This is a genomic window from Micromonospora sp. NBC_00858, assembly GCF_045207365.1.
Taxonomy (GTDB): Bacteria; Actinomycetota; Actinomycetes; order Mycobacteriales; family Micromonosporaceae; genus Micromonospora.
This window is the reverse complement of the sequence record NZ_CP108828.1, coordinates 1,021,574-1,039,164: the sequence shown is the minus strand read 5'-3', so window position 1 is coordinate 1,039,164 and position 17,591 is coordinate 1,021,574. Positions and strand designations below refer to the sequence as shown.

General features: G+C 70.7%; 14 protein-coding genes and 2 pseudogenes. 7 read left to right on the top strand and 9 right to left on the bottom strand.

Annotated features, from left to right (window positions below):
* Positions 1-73: 73 nt before the first annotated feature.
* The 3 genes from OG990_RS04830 to OG990_RS04820 all read right to left on the bottom strand — a co-directional run bounded on the left by OG990_RS04830 (position 74) and on the right by OG990_RS04820 (position 2,347).
* Positions 74-724 (bottom strand): FtsX-like permease family protein, encoded by a 651-nt coding sequence (locus tag OG990_RS04830; RefSeq protein ID WP_406079146.1) that lies wholly within the window; start codon positions 722-724, stop codon positions 74-76.
* The gene (locus OG990_RS04825) at positions 721-1,014 is read right to left on the bottom strand and encodes a hypothetical protein (RefSeq protein ID WP_406079145.1); all 294 of its coding nucleotides are present in this window, start codon (positions 1,012-1,014) and stop codon (positions 721-723) included. Before OG990_RS04825 ends, OG990_RS04830 begins: the two co-directional genes overlap by 4 nt.
* Positions 1,015-1,228: 214 nt before the next feature.
* Positions 1,229-2,347, bottom strand: a complete 1,119-nt coding sequence (locus OG990_RS04820; RefSeq protein WP_406081661.1) for an IS630 family transposase — start codon at positions 2,345-2,347, stop codon at positions 1,229-1,231.
* A 121-nt stretch (positions 2,348-2,468) separates the two neighbouring features.
* On the opposite strand from OG990_RS04820, the pseudogene OG990_RS04815 reads away from it, so the two are divergent.
* The 3 genes and pseudogenes from OG990_RS04815 to OG990_RS04805 all read left to right on the top strand — a co-directional run.
* Positions 2,469-3,350, top strand: a pseudogene (locus OG990_RS04815) (hypothetical protein); the annotation flags it as partial.
* A complete protein-coding gene (locus OG990_RS04810; RefSeq protein WP_406079144.1) occupies positions 3,347-3,922 on the top strand; it encodes a flavoprotein in 576 nt (191 codons plus the stop codon). The pseudogene OG990_RS04815 and the gene OG990_RS04810, both read left to right, overlap by 4 nt.
* A 676-nt stretch (positions 3,923-4,598) precedes the next feature.
* Positions 4,599-5,057: pseudogene (locus tag OG990_RS04805) on the top strand (DDE-type integrase/transposase/recombinase); the annotation flags it as partial.
* Between the two features lie 150 nt (positions 5,058-5,207).
* Here the strand turns inward: OG990_RS04805 and OG990_RS04800 are convergent.
* Positions 5,208-6,233 (bottom strand): Acg family FMN-binding oxidoreductase, encoded by a 1,026-nt coding sequence (locus OG990_RS04800; RefSeq protein ID WP_406079143.1) that lies wholly within the window; start codon positions 6,231-6,233, stop codon positions 5,208-5,210.
* 273 nt (positions 6,234-6,506) lie between these two features.
* Between OG990_RS04800 and OG990_RS04795 the strand changes: the two genes are divergently transcribed.
* A complete protein-coding gene (locus tag OG990_RS04795; RefSeq protein ID WP_406079142.1) occupies positions 6,507-6,668 on the top strand; it encodes a hypothetical protein in 162 nt (53 codons plus the stop codon).
* A gap of 12 nt (positions 6,669-6,680) precedes the next feature.
* Here the strand turns inward: OG990_RS04795 and OG990_RS04790 are convergent, their stop codons facing one another.
* From OG990_RS04790 to OG990_RS04770, 5 genes are all read right to left on the bottom strand, one after another.
* Complete coding sequence (locus OG990_RS04790) at positions 6,681-7,040, bottom strand: hypothetical protein (RefSeq protein ID WP_406079141.1); 360 nt, start codon at positions 7,038-7,040, stop codon at positions 6,681-6,683.
* 331 nt (positions 7,041-7,371) lie between these two features.
* Positions 7,372-8,268: a sulfite exporter TauE/SafE family protein gene (locus tag OG990_RS04785; RefSeq protein WP_406081659.1), complete on the bottom strand. Its 897-nt coding sequence runs from the start codon at positions 8,266-8,268 to the stop codon at positions 7,372-7,374.
* Positions 8,259-8,861: a rhodanese-like domain-containing protein gene (locus OG990_RS04780; protein ID WP_406079140.1), complete on the bottom strand. Its 603-nt coding sequence runs from the start codon at positions 8,859-8,861 to the stop codon at positions 8,259-8,261. Before OG990_RS04780 ends, OG990_RS04785 begins: the two co-directional genes overlap by 10 nt.
* 132 nt (positions 8,862-8,993) lie before the next feature.
* The gene (locus OG990_RS04775) at positions 8,994-10,394 is read right to left on the bottom strand and encodes a rhodanese-like domain-containing protein (RefSeq protein WP_406079139.1); all 1,401 of its coding nucleotides are present in this window, start codon (positions 10,392-10,394) and stop codon (positions 8,994-8,996) included.
* A gap of 141 nt (positions 10,395-10,535) precedes the next feature.
* Positions 10,536-10,805: a metal-sensitive transcriptional regulator gene (locus OG990_RS04770; protein WP_124772422.1), complete on the bottom strand. Its 270-nt coding sequence runs from the start codon at positions 10,803-10,805 to the stop codon at positions 10,536-10,538.
* A 221-nt stretch (positions 10,806-11,026) separates the two neighbouring features.
* On the opposite strand from OG990_RS04770, the gene OG990_RS04765 reads away from it, so the two are divergent.
* The 3 genes from OG990_RS04765 (at position 11,027) to OG990_RS04755 (ending at position 17,483) form a co-directional block, all read left to right on the top strand.
* The gene (locus OG990_RS04765; RefSeq protein ID WP_406079138.1) at positions 11,027-12,763 is read left to right on the top strand and encodes an NAD(P)H-dependent oxidoreductase subunit E; all 1,737 of its coding nucleotides are present in this window, start codon (positions 11,027-11,029) and stop codon (positions 12,761-12,763) included.
* Complete coding sequence (fdhF, locus tag OG990_RS04760; protein WP_406079137.1) at positions 12,764-15,442, top strand: formate dehydrogenase subunit alpha; 2,679 nt, start codon at positions 12,764-12,766, stop codon at positions 15,440-15,442.
* A 103-nt stretch (positions 15,443-15,545) separates the two neighbouring features.
* A complete protein-coding gene (locus OG990_RS04755; protein WP_406079136.1) occupies positions 15,546-17,483 on the top strand; it encodes a heavy metal translocating P-type ATPase in 1,938 nt (645 codons plus the stop codon).
* The last annotated feature ends 108 nt before the right edge of the window (positions 17,484-17,591 follow it).

The following is a 17,591-nucleotide window of genomic DNA, read 5'->3' as shown; positions in this document are numbered from 1 at the left end:
TATGGGCTCAGCAGACCACTTCGGGCGGTGACTGCGCAGGCCCCCCAGGTCACAGCTGCGTCACGAAGACGAGTCATCCGGCGGGTTCGGTGATTGCCCGGCGGCGCAGCAGCCGCCAGGTCGGCGCGACGCTCGCCGCGAGCGCGAGAAGCAGGCACAGGCCGACGACGCCACCGATCACCGGCCACGGCACGACCAGGTCGATCGGCGTCCCGATCTGCTCGGCGAGGCCGGCCCGGATGCTCAGCAGACCGGCGAACGCCACGGACCCGCCGAGCACCGCGCCGATCAGCACCACCAGCGCCGACTCCGCCGCGACCAGCCGGACGACCTGCCGCCGGGTCGCCCCGGCCAGCTGGACCAGCCGCAGGTCGGCGGCCCGCCCGGCCGCGGCCATCAGCAGCGTGTTGACCACCGCGATGCCCCCGTAACCGGCCGACACCCCGATCAGCAGCAGGGTGGCGAGCCAGACCAGCCGGTCCTCTGCCTGGTCCGCCTCGGCGGCCCAGGCGGCCACGTCGACCACCCGCGCCCCGGGCGGCGGGTCGACCGGTTCGGCCAGGTAGACCGCCGACGTCAGCGCCGAGGAGTCGTGCGCCCGTACGGCGGTCCGGGGCAGGAGCAGGTCACCGTCCGCAAAAGCTGGTCGGCTGCACGACCAGGGTGTGGAAACTACGGCGATCGCCGGACGGCCGGTCGCGTTGACGACACCGATGCCGTTCACGGTGACGGTTCCTCGGCCGGCGTGCCTTTCATGATGGTGACGCGGTAGGCGCGGGTGTGCCGGGCGGGCCAGCCGAGGAACCGGTCGAACATGTCCGCGGCGCTGCCCGTCACGCTCGGGTTGAGCCGGTGCAGATCGTCGATCGCGTCGTGCAGACAGGCGGCCAGATAGAGGAACAGGCTCACCGGCGCGTCCTGGTACTCGGCCAACAGCGCGAGTGCTGGCGCGGGCCACCCCGGACGTCCGCGAGCGCTTCGAAGCACTGGTGAAAGCGGGTACCAGCGGTGCACTTGCGGATCCAGCGACGCTACCTGTCACGGACACGCACACTCATACTGGCGAAGGCGGCATTCACGACTTCGACTCGGACGGCGACGTGCGGCGCAGAACTCTCCTGACGGGCGTGACGATCAGCGGCATCACCCTGCCGACCGTCGCAACCCTGCTCGAAGCACTGGTCGCACCACGACCTAGTGCCCTGACCACAAACGTTGGCCGGGTTGGTTACGCCGCTTTCGTTGTCGGGTGGCCCCAGCGGTGTTGTCGTTCGCTGCGGACGCGTGCGCGTTCGCGGCGTTGAGCGGCCAGGACGTCGGGGTGGCGGGCGTTGGCGTTGCGCCAGCGCAGGTATCGGTGCAGGTGACGGCCCAGTGCGACGTGGTTTTGGTGGTCGGATCCGGCGACCACGAAAGTGCGTAGCGGCCCGAAGTGGGCTTCGATCGGGTTGGCCCAGGACGCGTAGGTCGGGGTGAAGCAGAGTTCGACCTTGTTCCGGGCCGCCCACTGCCGGATGGCGATGCCCTTGTGTGCCGACAGGTTGTCGAGGATGACGTAGATCGGCGCACCGTCCGGCCGTTTCGCGCGGATCGACTTGAGGGCAGCGAGGGTGTTGACCGTGGATTTCTGCCGGTGGATGGCACCCCACATGGTGTCGTCACCGACGGAGTAGCAGCCGTGGAACTGCCGGACGCCGTGCAGCTTGTGATAGTTCGCCGGGAGCCGGTCCGGATGGTTCTTCGGCTGCCATCCCGAGCCGGCCTGCGGACGGATCGTCAGCGGCCCGAACTCGTCGAACGCGAACACCCGCTGCGGGAAATGGTGCATGACGTGCTCGATCCGGGCCAGTTTTGCTTCCCGCTGCGGGTCGTTCGACTCCTTCCACGTCTTGGTCCGTTGGAAGGTGATCTCGTGTTTGCGCAGGAGCTGCCGCAGCCGTTCGCGGCCCACGACTACGGTCCGGTCGGGGTTGCCGGCCAGGTAGTCGACGAGCTTGCGGATACTCCACCGAGTGAACGGTCGCCCGAGCTTCGTCGGGCGGGTGTTAGCCGTCGAGACGATGAACTGTTCGTCGTCAGGACTGATCTGGCGGGGACGGCCACCCGCCCACTGAGGGTCCAGGCTGGGCATGCCCATCTCGTTGAACCGGTGAATGACACCGCGGACGGAGTCCTCGTCGGCCTGGACCAGACGGGCGATGACCGGCACGCTATTACCGCCAGCCGAGGCGAGCACCACCATCGCCCGGCGAAGTCGCACCGCTGAGCCCGTCCCCCGACGGACGAGACGTTGCAGCTTCTGACCTTCAGGATCGCTTAATCGGCGTACTCGAACAGGTTCTGCCACCCCCACAGCCTCGACCGCCACCGAGCCCACGTCGCGGACCCGGCCCGGTGTGTCACCCGACCCGGCCAACGTTTGTGGTCAGGGCACTAGCAACGCCGAGCCAATCACCTTGCCGCTCCGGCAATTCGCTCGGGACGTCGCCGCCGCGAAAATCGACTATCAGGCGTGCCGTTACGAGCAGGTTCTCGCCGGGCTCGTGGCTCTGTTGCCCGCCTTGGAACCAACTCGTGCGGACGCCGAGGGTGAGCAGCGGGCACAGGTCGATGCCTTGGCCAGCGACCTCTACCATGTCGTCGGCAGTGTGCTCCTCAAGGTCGGTGACAAAGGCATGGCCTTGGTCGCCGCAGAACGCAGCACCCGCGCCGCTGCGATCAGTCAGGACCCGGTGGCGATGGCTGCAAGCGCCCGGATCATGACCCACGCCCTGATGAGCAACGGCCACAGCAATCAGGCACAGCAGCTCGCTGAAGACGCGGCCGAGACCCTCCGACGCGGCACCCGACTCGCCTCGACCGACGCGGTCGCCGTCTATGGCGCGCTGCTGCTGCGCGGTGCTATCGCCGCCGCCCGCGACGACAACCGCGACAGCGCACAGGCCATGCTCGATGAGGCCTCCCATGCCGCCGACCGCCTGGGCTACGACGGCAACGACCGATGGACCGGCTTCGGCGCCACCAACGTCCTGCTGCACCGCGTCAACATCACGCTGACCCTGGGCGACGCATGCACCGCCATCGCACTGGCCCGCGAGGTGCCGCTGGACAAGATCGGCCTTACCGAACGCAAGGCCTCCCTGTTCGTCGACGTGGCCCGGGCCTACACGCAGTGGGGACGCTACGAGCACGGCCTGAACGCGCTTCGTAGCGCGTATGAGGTGGCACCGGGGGAGATTCGGTGCCGGCCAACGGTCCAGCACATCGCCAGCGACCTGGCAGTCCTTAGCCGGGGGCACGTTCGCAGCGCTGTCCTTGACTTCGCCCAGCACGCTGGGATCCGCGCATGACTCGCGCCCACCTGCAGATCGTCGTCTGCGCTGCCGGGCCCGCCGCAGACGTGACACAACTGGTCACCACCGCGACGCAACAGTCGTGGACAACGGCGGTCACCGCCACCCCCAGCGGCCTCGACTTCATCGACGCCGAAGCGATAGAGCGGCTAACCGGGCACCCGGTCCGGTCCGCCTACCGGTCGTCCCCCGGCACACGCCGATCCCTCCCCGCCGCAGACGCGCTCATCATCGCCCCCGCCACCTACAACTCCGTCAACAAGATCGCCCTCGGCATCGCCGACAACTACGCGATGACGACGATCGCCGAACTGATCGGCCGGCATGTGCCCACCGTGGTCGTTCCGTTCGTCAACGCAGCACTGGCCGCCCGCGCCCCCTTCCAACGGGCCATAGCGGACCTCCGCAACGAGCGCGTCCGGGTCCTCCTCGGGACGGGCGACGGATGGGAGCCACACCCGCCCGGCAGCGGCAACAGCCGGCAGCAGGCCTTCCCTTGGGCTACGGCGTTCGAAGCAGCAATCCGGTTGGCCGCTAAAGCGCCGGGCGGTAGCAGCGATTGCAGCTAGACATCTCTCAACGGCAAAGCGGTTCACCGTGAGGCCGGCTGGGCGTAGGCAGGTGCCGCCAGGAAGCTGCATGCTCCCAATCTGCTCCCAATTTAAGGGCAACAGCGCGAAAGCCCGTTACCGGTGGTTCCGGTGACGGGCTCGCTACCTGCAAATATTCATGGTGGGCGAAACTGCGATCGAGCCAGTGACCTCTACGGTGTGAAACAGGACGCCGCACCGACTTTGACCTGCGGAAACGCTAAGCCGCAGGTGGGGGTGGGTGCAGTTGAGTGCTGTTCACTGCGGTTGGATGCCGTTCGGAGCCGTTCAGGGCACCCGGATGCTCCCAATCCGCTCCCCCAAACCGGGCCGGCACCGGGCTGTTGCCGGTCGGCCCGCAGGTCGTCCGAACGCGTGCAACCAGGCCCAGGCCCAGGCCCAGGCCCAGGCCGGATCGGATCGGGCCAACGCCTGGGCGGGGTGACCAATCCTGCGTTCCCAGATTGCTTCCGCAGCCCGCCGGCCCCTGACGGTTGGAGCGGCATGCCCATTGCGAGAATGAGGGCTCCTGGATCAGGTGTGTCTGGCAGCCAGCAGATGCCGCCCGGCCGCGTAACGTGGCGAGACTGGTGAGGGCACCTCAACCGGCGAGGCAGAAGCGGCAGCCTTCTGATCCGTAGACAGATGGTTGTCTATGCATTGCAAGGTCGTCTCCGGCAGCCCACCCAGTCCCACTCGGTCCAAGTACGTCCCGGCCCACACCAGCAGGTCGGGCGGATCGTTTATCCAGACGACGGCTCCGAATTGCCCTCGAAGAGACGGAAGTCCGGTCAGGTACCCGGCGCGTCCGCGTCAGTTCGCCGACGTCCGATCACCATCCGAGCACCATGGGAGCCTCGGCCGCTTCACCGTCTTCCGGGTGGTGAAGGTATCTCGCCGCGCCCGCCGAGGTGGTCACCGACGCCGCACCGGTCTACCCGGCGTGCTGGATGAGCTGATCCCGCAGGCGTGGCACCACGTCGAACGGTATGCCAACAATCCGATCCCAGCCGATCACAGCCAGCGGAAACACCGGTTGAGACCGATGCGCGGGCTGCGAACGGACAAGAAGGCACAGGTGGTCATCGCGGGCCACGCGTTCATGCAGAACCTCCGCCGCGGCCACTACGAACTCGCCGTCGACGCCCCGCCGGCAACGCGGGTGTCTGCGGCGTTTTACCGAACCCGCCCACGCGATCTGACCTCGGACCCGACACGCGTTCAACGCGTCCGTCGATCCCACAACGCAACGCCGCCCCTTCGCCTATGCACCCCGCGACGGCTGCGCCCCGCGTACTGCCGAGGTGTCCACGACCTGCTCAGCGGGCATCCGCGGGGTGTGCGGCGGGCCGGCGTGCGCCGGGCCGGCGATCCCCAACCGCAACACCAGGTACGGGTAGCCCAGGCCGGCGAGCATCTGCCGCAGCGTCTGGCGGGTGCCGACCGTCTCGATCACCCCGCTGAGCGGCACGACCGACACGCCCAGCCGGGTGGCGGTCAGCCAAGCAGCGGAGAGTGCCTCCCCGGCCCGCAACCAGCTCTCCGGCTCGTCCTCGTCGCCGAACAGCAGCGCGTAGACCGCGGCCCGGTCGTGCCCCGGTCCGACCGGCAGCGTGCCGGGCCGGGCGAAGTCGCGGGCCGGGACGGTGGCCTGCGGCGGCTGCTCGGGCAGCACCTCCGGGGGAACTCCGGTGCCCGCCGGTCCGGCCCGGCCGGTCCAGTACCGCAGTTCCTCGCGGATCTGCGGGTCGGCGGCCGCCACCGCCTCCGCCCTAGAGGCGGCCGCAGCCAGCCCCATCACCTGGTCGGCGCTAAGGATCTGCAACCGCGCCCCCTCGGCGTGGCCGGCCTGAACGATTGCCTTCACGGACTCGTCCGATACCGGTTCGTCGCTGACGGGCCGCCGGTCGGTGTGCCGTACCTGCATGCACTGCACCAGCCGCATCGCCTCGCGCGACGCCGGGGCCCGGCCGTTGGCGACGATCCGGGCCAGCAGATCCGGGTGTGCCGGATCGGGGAGCCGGTCCACCCGCATCGCCCAGCCCTCGGCGGCGAGCTCCAACCGGGCGTGGTGCAGGGCCGCGCCGCAGCTGAGCGTCATCAGCCGGCCATCGAAGTCGATGGCGGCGAGCTGACGGTCGCGGACGGCGAGCAGCTCCAGCCCGTCCGGCAGGACCCGCCAGCACCACGGCTGAGTGTTGTGCACCGAGGGCGCGCGCCCGGCCACCGCGGCGACCTGCGCCAGCGCAGTGGTCAACGCCCGGTCGGGCTGCCGCGTCTCGTCTGTCATCTCACAACCTTTCCACCCCTTGCCATCGTGCCGCACTAGGCGCTGATCCGCGGTTACTTGCCGCGCCAGTTTGCGCTCGACGACGTCGGCACACCGGCCAACGGGCCCCAGCCGGACAGAGCGTTCCGCCCGTCGCCCGGTGGATTTCCCGGTTCTCCGGCGGCGTGACAAGGCGATTGAGACGCTGGGTGCACCCGCTGCCGTTCCGACCCGGAACAGGCGAGGAGGAACAGAAGTGAGGGCGCTGGTCTACCACAGTCCCGGACTTACCTGGTGGACGGGGTGCAGGCGGAGTTGACCCGGGTGCCATTCGCGGACCTGTCCACGTACAGATTGCCAGACGGCGTCTCCGACGAGGCCGCGGTGATGCTCGCCGACATCCTGCCCATCGCGTATGAGGTGGGGGTGCTCAACGGTCCACCCGGAAAACGATGACAGGGCTCCCTCCTATGTGACGGTGGCGCGCAAGTCGACGAGGCTGCCGAGATGGCCGTAGAGGAAGCCCTGGCTTTGGGCGCAGCTGATCGCGGCAATCGCGGCGTGCTGCCGGTCGTTCTCTACGCCCTCGGCCACCACCCGCAGGTCGACTGCGCCCTCCGGGCTGTTGACCATGGTGACAGTGGCGCACGCGCCGGGCGCCGTCGGCGCCGAGCCGTCGGTGTGGGTGGCGTGCTGCGGGCCGTACTCGGCGATGCCGATGCTGGCCGACGGGAGCAGGCCGGCGTCGTCGCTGTCGCAGAAGGGACGCAGCGCGGCGAGCGGCGCTGGCTGCGCGGCCGGGTCCTGACGGCAGGCCGGGCCTGGCACAGCACCTCCCTGGTCTCCGGGTCTGCCCCACATCGCTCTCGGCGCGCTGTTCCTGGCCTTTGACGGCACCGCCGGACTGTTCGGCGGCCTCGGACTGACCGACGTCGAGGGCGCCGCGCAGGAGAGGTTGACCGGTACCCTCGGGTCCGTCCCGCACGCGGTGGTGCTACTGGCCGTCGCGGCGATCGCGCTCACAGTCCTCGCGATCCGGTGGCGGCGGCGAAACCACCCGGAACAGGGCGACCCACCGGTCGTACGGCCGGGCCGCCGGAGATGACGTGCGGGGGTGCCCGGCGCTCGCGCACCCCCGCATATCACGTCCGTGCCGGTCTCACCGCCGGCCGGTGACCAGGACGCCCCGCTCGGCGTGCCGTCCGGCCCGCTTACCGCGCCGGACGAGCATCGTGGCCACCACCGCGGCGGCGGCCAACCCGGCGAGCGCCCACAGCAGCGGGTTGCTGCGCAGGCCGGCGGGCGCCTGCTGGACGAGGACGAACACGCCCATGACCACGACGAACCAGCCGAACGCCTTGCGGAGGACGTCCTCCGGGATCCGGCCGACCAGCCGGCCGCCGAGCAGGCTGCCGGCGACCGCGGCAGCCGTGACGGCGGCGGCCAGCCCCCAGTTGATGCTGACGCTGGACAGGTAGCCGGCAAGCCCGGCGAGGGACTTCATCGCGATGACGACCAGCGAGGTGCCGACCGCGACCGGCATCGGCAGCCCACCGAGCAGCGCGAGGGCGGGGACGACGAGGAAGCCGCCGCCGGCGCCGACCAGCCCGGTGACCATGCCGACCACCACGCCTTCGAGGATGACCTTCAGCACCGGCAGTTCGTGCGGCACCGGCTTGACCTCGCCGCTGCGCCGGCCGCGGATCATCGCGACTGCGGTGGCGAGCATCATCAGCGCGAAGGCCGTCAGCAGGACGGTGGCCGGGACGAGCTCGGCCAGCCGGCCGCCGGCATAGGCGCCCGTCATCCCGGCGACGCCGAAGATCAGTCCGGTACGCCAGCGGACCCGGTGGGCGCGGGCGTGCGGGAGGACGGCGACCGCGCTGGTGGCGCCGACGACGAGCAGCGAGGTGGCGATGGCCTCCTTGGCCGGCAGGTCGGCGACGTAGACCAGCAGCGGGACGGCGAGGATCGAGCCGCCGCCGCCGAGCAGGCCGAGGCTAACGCCGATCAGTACCGCCCCGGCGACGGTCAGGACCAGGCCGGTCACGACCAGCTCGCGGTCGGTGTGCCGTCGCGCAGCTGCCCGACGATGGTGTCCAGGTCGCAGCTGGCGCCCCGGTTGTAGGGCAGCTTGCCCAGCAGCATGCCCATGGCGCAGGTGTTGGTGACCGCGGCGAAAGTCAGGCCGGCGCCGATGAACCCGGCAACCCATTTGGCGCCGGGCACGGCGACCGAGGCGAGGACGCTGACCAGCACGATCGAGCCGGCGACGAGACGGACCTGCCGTTCCAGGTCCCAGCGCGGCTTGCCCTGGTTGACCGGAGCGTTGGCCGCCTGCCAGGCAAGGATGCCGCCGTCGAGGACCTTCAGGTTCGGTAGGCCGGTCTGGGCGAGGGCCTGCTCGGCCTGGGTGGCGCGGGCGCCGGAGCGGCAGACCAGCACCACGTCCTCGTCCAGGTGGTTTCGCAACTCGGCGCGGTGCTCTTTGAGCATGTCTAGAGGCACGTTGTAGGAGCCGGGGATGTGGGCGGTCTCGAACTCCGCCGCGGTGCGGACGTCCAGCACCCGGGGTGCACGGCCGGAGTCGATCAGCTCGCACAGGGCCGCCGCGTCGAGGGTGGCGGTGGTCGTCGGGGAAGTGCTCATGTCTCTCCTCGTTCAGGTGGGGTCGCACGGAAACGGGCAACACGGTGTGCCGGCCGGCCGGCCAGGTCACGGCCCGTCGCGTACGTCGGAAGGGGAAGCCGTCCCTGGGGTGGCGCCGGGGACGGCGGGTCGTCAGGCGGTGGGGGCCATGGTCACGCCGGACTGCTCGGCCTGCCCGAACATGTCGTCGATGGCCACGACCTCACGCCCGGCGTTGGCCAGCAGCGACGCGGCGGCTGCGGCGCGGTAGCCGGAGCCGCAGTGAACCCACACCGTGCCGGGGGGCACGTCGGCCAGCCGCTGGGGCAGATCAGGCAGCGGGATGTGCACGGCGCCGTCGATGTGGCCGGCGCGCCACTCGTTGGTCATCCGCACGTCCAGGATGACCTGCGGGGCGGGCAGCCCGGCGGGGGTGTTCCCGGCTTGGGCGGCGGCCAGCGCCGGGAAGTCGGCGACGGTCAGCTCGCGCAGGTCGGCGTGGTCGGTCGCCCACTGGTCGGGGGTTCCGGTGGCCCGGGCGGCGGGCCGGTCGATGCCGATGCGGACGAGTTCCCGCTGGGCGTCGGCGACCTGCTGCGGGGTCTCGGCGAGCAGGGTGATCGGCACTCCCCAGTCGATCAGCCATCCGAGCCAGGTCGACATTGGCCCGTCCAGGCCGAGGCTGACGGTGCCGGCCAGGTGTGAGGCGGCGTACGCCTTGCGGTGGCGCAGGTCGACCACCCACTCCCCCGCGGCAATGCGGTCCCGCAGCTGTCCGGCGTCGGCGCGGGCCACCGGGCTCAGGTCGACCGGCGCCGGGCCGGCGGCGTTGGCGACTCCCATGTGGGCGTAGTACGCCGGGTGGGCGTCGAGGCCGGCGAGGGTCTCGGTGACGAAGTCGTCCGCGGCGAGGCGGAGCACCTGGTTGGCCTGCTTCTCCCGGCCGATGGTCGACTCGGGGGCGTCGGCCTGGCTGGCCGAGCAGAAGCTGCCGAAGCCGTGGGTGGGCCAGACCTCTGCGCCGTCGGGCAGCAGGTCCGCCAGCCGGCGGGCCGAGGCGTGCTGGTGGTGGGCCAGTTCGTGGGCGTGCTGTTGGCCGAGCAGGTCGGTACGCCCGGTGGTGCCGAACAGCAGCGACCCGCCGGTGAACACTCCCACCGGGGACCAGCCGCCGTCGCTGGCCTCGTCGAGGACGTACGACAGGTGGTGGAAGGTGTGTCCGGGCGTGGCGACAACCCGGATTCGCAGCTCTTCCGACACAACGACCGCGTCACCGTCGGCCACCGGCATCCGGTCGAAGCCCACCTCGTCGTAGGCGGAGACTAGGTACTCGGCGCCGGTCAGTCGGGCCAGTTGCAGCCCGCCGGAGACGTAATCGTTGTGGATGTGCGTCTCCACCACGTGCGTGACGCGCACCCCGAACTCGCCGGCCAGGGCCAGCACCCGGTCGACGTCACGCTGCGGATCGACCACCACGGCCACCTGGCCATCGGTGGCCAGGTAGCTGCGGTCACCCAACGACGACGTCGCGATGACGGACACCTGCACTGCCATTTACCCACTCCTTCTCCGAAACCCATATACCCGGGGGGGTATGCGAGGAACAGCGTTTACCCTTGGTCGAATTCGACACGCGCCTACCCGCCCACGCCACGGACACGCAGCGTGGGCTTGCGCTTCTTCAGCCGTGGCGGGTCACGCCAGGGCCAGGAACAGCTTCTCCAGTTCCTCTTCGGTCATCTCGGGCTGCTCGCCGCGATCGCGCGCGTCCGCGCAGTGCCGCATGCCAGACGCGATGATCTTGTAGCCGGCCCGGTCGATCGCCTTCGACACGGCGGCGAGCTGCGTCAGCGCCTCCCGGCAGTCCCGACCTTCCTCCATCATCTCGATCACCGCGTTCAGCTGCCCACGGGCCCGCTTGAGCCGGGTCAGCGCCTCGCCGGTCATCTCGGGTCGAAGTTTCATCTCGCCACCTCCTGTTTCACGACCATACCCCCCCGGGTATCAACCTGCCACCTGCCGTACCGAATCGGCCGATCGCCCACGTCGCCCACACTCTGCCGGGGTCACTCACGTGACCAGGTGATCGCCCCTTGGAAAAGGCAAACGTTTGGCCGCGAGGTGGACCGAGGCGGACGTATGGTTGCTGCCGGGGGCAGAGCCAGCGTTGCACGGGGGTAGGTGCGGTGGGCGAGCCACGCGAGGCGTTCGTCGAGTTGCAGGAACGCCTGCGCAGGCCGGGAACACGGATGCTGGATCGGCTTCGGCAGGCGCAGGCGGAGGACGGTCGCGTCGACGCCGAGGACCTGGAGCGGGCCGCCGGCGAGTTCGGCTGGCCTGTGGCGGCCGTGACGGGGGCGGCGTCCTACTACGCCGACTTCGCCGAGGGGCGCCGTGGCCAGCGTCATGTCCGGGTTTGCGAGGGAACCTCGTGTTTCGTCAGCACTCAGGGTCAGCACATCCCACGTCTCGAGCGGGCGCTCGGCGTTCGTCTGGGTGAATGCGCCCCGGACGGGTCGGTGTCGCTGCAGGGCGTGCGGTGTCTCGGGTACTGCTACGACTCGCCGGCTGTTCTGGACGGGGAGCAACCGGGCAGTGGTGAGCAGCTCGGCGGGCTGTTCGGCGATCCGCGCGCCGCCGAGCGGCGGACGAGGCCCGGCTGGGCGGAGCCGTTGAAGATGCGGGCCGCGCAGATACCGCACGCAAGCGTGGTAGATCGTCCGGTGGTGCTGGCCGGGTTGGTCGGCGACGAGGGCCCTTGGGAGGTGTGGCCGGGCGTCGTGGCTTCCGGTTCACCCGATCAGGTGATGGCTGAGGTTGCCGCGTCGGGCCTGCGTGGGCGGGGTGGGGCCGGTTTCCCGGTGGCGAAGAAGTGGTCCGCGACCGCTGAGGAACCCGGACCGCGGTATGTGGTGGCCAACGGCGACGAGGGGGATCCGGGCTCGTTCTGCGATCGGCTGCTGATGGAGAGCGATCCGCACCGGATCCTGGAGGGCCTGGCCTTGGCGGCCTTCGCGGTGGGAGCGCGGCATGGTCTGATCCTCGTCCGGTCGGAGTACCCGACGGCCGCCGAGAGGTTGCGCGCCGCAGTGTCGGAGGCGCGGGAGAGCGGCCACCTGGGCAAGCGGGTACACGGCTCGGACTTCGACTTCGACGTGGAAGTTGTGCGGGGCGCCGGCTCGTACGTCGCCGGGGAGGAGACGGCGTTGCTGCACGCCGTGGCCGGCCTGCGGGCCGATGTCCGGGCCCGGCCCCCTTACCCCACCAGCCACGGGTACCTCGGGCAGCCGACCGCCGTGAACAACGTAGAGACGCTGTCGGCCGTGCCCTGGATCGTCCGGCACGGCGGGGCCGGGTACGCCCGCCTCGGTCATCCGGACGAGCCGGGCACCAAGCTGGTCTGCCTGAGCCAACTCTTCCGCCGCCCCGGGGTGTACGAGGTCGAGTACGGCGTGCCGCTGCGCCATCTGGTCGAGGATCTCGGTGGCGGGCTGCGCGAGCCGCACACCCTGCGGGCGCTGCAGGTCGGCGGACCGATCGGCGGGTTCCTCACCCCGGATCAGCTGGACCTTCCGCTGCTGTCCCGGCCGCTCGCCCAGGCTGGTGTCGCGTTGGGACACGGCAGTCTGGTCGCGGTCGATTCGGCGATACCTGCCGCCGCGATCCTGCAGCACGCGTGGGCGTTCGGGGCCGCGGAGAGCTGCGGGGCCTGTACGCCATGCCGGGTGGGCACGCGCCGTGGCGTCGAACTTGCCGAGCGGATCCGGGAACCGGCCCAGGCCGAGGCGGCACTTGCCGCCCACGAACCGCTGCTCGAGGTGCTGACTGTGGCGAGCCTGTGCGCCTTCGGGCGCGGGGTGTCGTGCGCGGTCCGCAGTCTGCTGCGCATTTATTCGGACGAGCTGCGCCGGACGGGCGAGTAGATGCGGCTGTCCGTCAACGACGTCAGTGTCGAGGTGGCCGACGGGGCCAGCGTGCTGGATGCCGTCAAGGCGGCAGGGGCAGTGGTGCCGACCCTCTGCTACGACGAACGGCTCACCCCACAGGGGTCGTGCCGGGTCTGCCTGGTCGGCGTGAAAGGACGGGCGATGCCGGCCTGCACGACACCCGCCACCGACGGCATGGTCGTGCACACCGACGACCCGGCCGCCCGCAGGTCGGCGCAGCTGTCGCTGGAACTGCTCGTTTCCCAACTGCCCGCCCGGGCGCTCGACGTTCCCGCCGACCGCAGCGAACTGGTCCGCGTCTGCCAACATTTCGGCGTGACCGGGAGCCGCTTCGACGGCGCCATCCGAACGCGGGGCGTCGACCACTCCCACCCGTACGTGAAACTCGACCGGGACCTGTGCATCGCCTGCAACCGGTGCGTGCGGATGTGCGCGGAGGTGCAGGGCACGTTCGCGCTCTCCCTGGCCGGGCGCGGGTTCGACACCGTCGTCGCGGCCGGCACCGACGGCGACTGGGTGTCCTCCCCGTGCGTGGCCTGCGGCGGCTGCGTCGACACCTGCCCGAGTGGTGCCCTGTCCGAGCCGGGGCTGCTGGACCCGCGCCCGATCAGCCGGATGACCACCACCACCTGCGGATACTGCGGGGTGGGATGCACCCTGCAAGTGCACGTACGCGACGACGAGGTGGCCGCGATCACCCCCGTGCACGGCGCTCCCGTCAACCGGGGCCACGCCTGTATCAAGGGTCGCTTCGCGCATGCCTTCACCCGGTCCCGGGACCGGCTGACCACACCGCTGATGCGTCGCGGCGGCCGGGACTCGCCGTTGGAGCCCGCGTCCTGGGCGGAGGCGCTCACCGTGGTGGCGACCCGGCTGGCCGAGATCCGGGACCGGCACGGGCCGGACGCGATCGGGATGATCTCGTCGGCGCGGGCGACGAACGAGGAGAACTATCTCGCACAGAAGTTCGCCCGTGCCGTCCTCGGCACGAACAACGTCGACAACTGCTCCCGGCTCTGTCACGCCCCGTCGGCGGTCGGGCTGACCGCCTCGTTCGGCTACGCCGGTGGCACCAACTCCGTGGACGACCTCGACGGCACCGACTGCATCCTGATCGCCGGGGCGAACCCGACCGAAGCTCATCCGGTCATCGGGGCGCGGATCAAGCAGCTGGTACTGCGCGGAGCCCGGCTCGTCGTCATCGACCCGCGTCGCATCGACCTCGCCGAGATGGCCGACGTGTACGTGCAGGCCACACCCGGGTCGAACGTCGCCGTCTTCAACGGCATCGCCCGAGTACTGCTCGACGAGGGCTACGCCGACGAGGAGTTCCTCCGCACGCGAGCCAGCGGGCTGGCTGAACTCACCGAGTTGCTCCGCGACTACCCGGTGGAGCAGGCCGCGCGCCTGGCCGGGGTCCAGCCCGAGACACTCACCATGGCAGCCCGCCTGTACGGGACCGCGCGACGCCCGGCGATCGTCTACGGGCTCGGCATCACCGAGCACGCCCACGGCACCGACGGAGTACGGACCCTAGCCAACCTGGCCATCCTGAAAGGCGCCGTCGGCACCCCCGGCTGCTGCGGCGTGCTATCGATGCGCGGGCAGAACAACGTCCAAGGGGCGTCGGACATGGGCGCCCTGCCGGACATGCTGCCCGGCTACCAGCACGTCACCGACCCGGACGTCCGTGCCCGCTTCGGCCAATCCTGGGGCGTGGACGTGCCCGACCGACCCGGGCTACGCATCCTCGAGATGTTCGAGGCGGCCATTGCCGGCCGGGTGCGAGCGATGTACGTCATCGGCGAGGACATCGCGCAGACCGACCCCGACAGCGGCAACGTGCGCAAGGCCCTCGCGGCCTGCGACCTGGTCGTCAGCCACGACCTGTTTCTCTCCCGCACGGCCCAGCTCGCCGACGTGGTGTTCCCGGCCGTGTCCTTCCTCGAAAAGGACGGAACGTTCACCAACTTCGACCGGCGGGTGCAGCGGGTCCGCCCCGCACTGACGCCACCCGGACAGGCCAAGCCCGACTTCGACATCCTGCACCTGCTTGCCCGGACGATGGGCGCCGACCTCGGTTGCCCCACCCCGGCCGACGCCATGACCGAGTGCGCCACGCTGACCCCGACTTTCGCCGGCATCTCCCACGCCCGGCTCGACCGGGACGGGCCGCTGCACTGGCCGTGCCGCGCAGCGGACCAACCAGGGGAGGGGCGCCTCTACCTCGACTCCTTCGCCACCCCCGACGGGCGTGCTGCCCTGGCCGCGCGACCGTACCTGCCGCCGGGCGAACAACCCGACGCCGCCTTCCCGTACGTCCTGATCACGGGTCGCCGGCTGGTGCACTACAACAGCGGCTCGATGAGCCGCCGCACCCCCAACATCGAGCTTCGCCCACGCGAGGTGCTCGACCTCCATCCCGACGACGCCGCCCGGCTCCGGCTCACCGACGGAGACCTCGTCGAGGCGAGCAGCCGCCGCGCAGCCGTGACCTTCTCCGTCCACCTGACCGACACGGTCGCCCCCGGCCAGATGTTCACCGCCTTCAACTTCCCCGAGACCCCCACCAACGCCCTCACGTCTGACGTCACGGACACGGTGACGGGATGCCCCGAATACAAGCTGACCGCAGTATCACTGCGTCCCGTCTGACTCCCAGCCGGCCGGAGGCGGCACATTGAGCAGCGCCGCCGGTCGCACACCGGCAGGCGGTGCCGGCCGGCCCGCCCGGCACCCATGGTGACAGGAGGCTCGCATGCGGAAGAGCCCCAGCCAAGGGCAGGTGAAGACCCCGAGGCTGTGGTGGGACTGGGCGCTGCTGATCGCCGTCACCGCAGCGGTGCTCACCGGGGCAGCACTGTGGTTCGCCGACCGGCGCGGCGCCGCAGACCTGCTATGGGCCGGGGCAACCGCCGTCGCCCTGCTACCCGCGATCACGTGGGTCGTCCGGTCGTTACTGCACCGGCGGGTCGGGGTCGACGTGATCGCGGTCCTGGCACTGGCCGGGGCTCTCGTCGTACGCGAGTACCTGGCCGGCGCGGTGATCGCGCTCATGCTGGCGACCGGCCGCACCCTGGAGGCGTACGCGGAACGGAGAGCGTCACGGGACCTGCGCGGACTCCTCGAACGGGCCCCCCGATCGGCACGCCGACGAACCACGCAGGGTGCCATCGAAACCGTGCCGCTCGACGCGGTACAGCCGGATGACCGCCTGCTCGTCGGCCCCGGCGAGGTGGTCCCCGTGGATGGCCAGACCGAGGCTCCAGCCGTGCTTGACGAGTCGGCGATCACGGGCGAATCAAAGCCGGTCGATCACAAGCCGGGCGAAGGGGTGACCAGCGGCGTAGTCAACGCCGGGCCGGCGTTCGGCATGCGGGCCACGGCCACGGCGGCGCAGAGCACCTACGCCGGGATCGTACGTCTGGCCGAGGAGGCGACGGCCCGCAAGGCGCCGATGGTACGGCTCGCCGACAGGTACGCGGCTGCGTTCGTACCGTTCACCCTCGCCCTGGCCGGCGTCGGCTGGCTCGCCTCCGGCGAGCTGCTGCGGGCGGTTGCCGTGCTCGTCGTGGCGACCCCGTGCCCCCTGATCCTGGCCACCCCGGTCGCGATCGTCTCCGGGCTGTCCCGGGCGGCTCGCCGCGGGGTCGTGGTCCGCGACGGTGCGGCGCTGGAAACCCTCGGCCGGGCCCGCACTCTGCTGGTCGACAAGACGGGCACGCTCACGAAGGGCCGGCCCAAGGCGGCCGAGACGGTCACCGCGCCGGGCACGGACTGCGACGAGATGCTCCGCTTGGCAGCGTCGGTCGAGCAGCTCTCCCCACACGTGCTCGCCGCTGCGGTCGTACAGGAAGCGACCAGCCGCGGACTGACGCTGTCGACACCCGCTGCCGTTACGGAGGAACCGGGCAAAGGGGTCACTGGCCGGGTCGACGGACGGCGGGTGCAGGTCGGGCAGTTGACCGGTGAGCTCTCGCCGTGGGCCGAGGAAGTGCGGCAGCGGGCCGAGGAGAAGGGGGCGGCGACCGTGTGGGTAAGCCTGGACGGCGTCCCCTCCGGCGCTCTGCTGCTCCAGGACCCGATCCGGCCCGACGCGCGACAAACGGTATGCCGGCTCCGGAACGCCGGGTTCACCCGCGTCGTCATGCTGACCGGCGACCGGCCGCGCGTCGCCGCCGAGGTCGCCCGGGTGGTGGGCGCTGACGACGTGGTGGACCGGTGCACCCCGGGTACGAAGGTCGACCGAGTACGCGCCGAGTCGACACGGGCGACCACCGTGATGGTCGGCGACGGAGTGAACGACGCACCCGCCCTGGCTGCCGCCGACGTCGGCGTGGCGATGGGCGCGACCGGTGCGACAGCCTCGGCTGACGTTGCCGACGCCGTCCTGACCGTTGACCGGCTGGACCGGCTTGCCGACACCGTCGAGATCGCTCGTCATGCCCGCCGAATCGCCATCCAAAGCGCGACAGTGGGAATGGGCTTGGCGCTGACCGCCATGAGTTTGGCCGCAGTCGGGCTGCTTCCCCCAGTCATCGGCGCGTTCCTCCAGGAAGGCATCGACGTCGTGGTCATCCTCAACGCCCTACGCGCATTGCGTGGCGGCGTGCGCCGGGGGGCACTGGCCGGACAACCGGGGCAGACAAGGCACTTGTCTCCGACACAAGCTGAGCGCGGAACCAGGAAATGGTGAGGATCCGGCCGCCGTCGCGGATGCGGGCCAAACCCTGCTGGACGATGAAGAACGGCTCCCTGACGTTGACGGCGACGACCTTCGTCCACGGCGCCAGGACGCACCCCG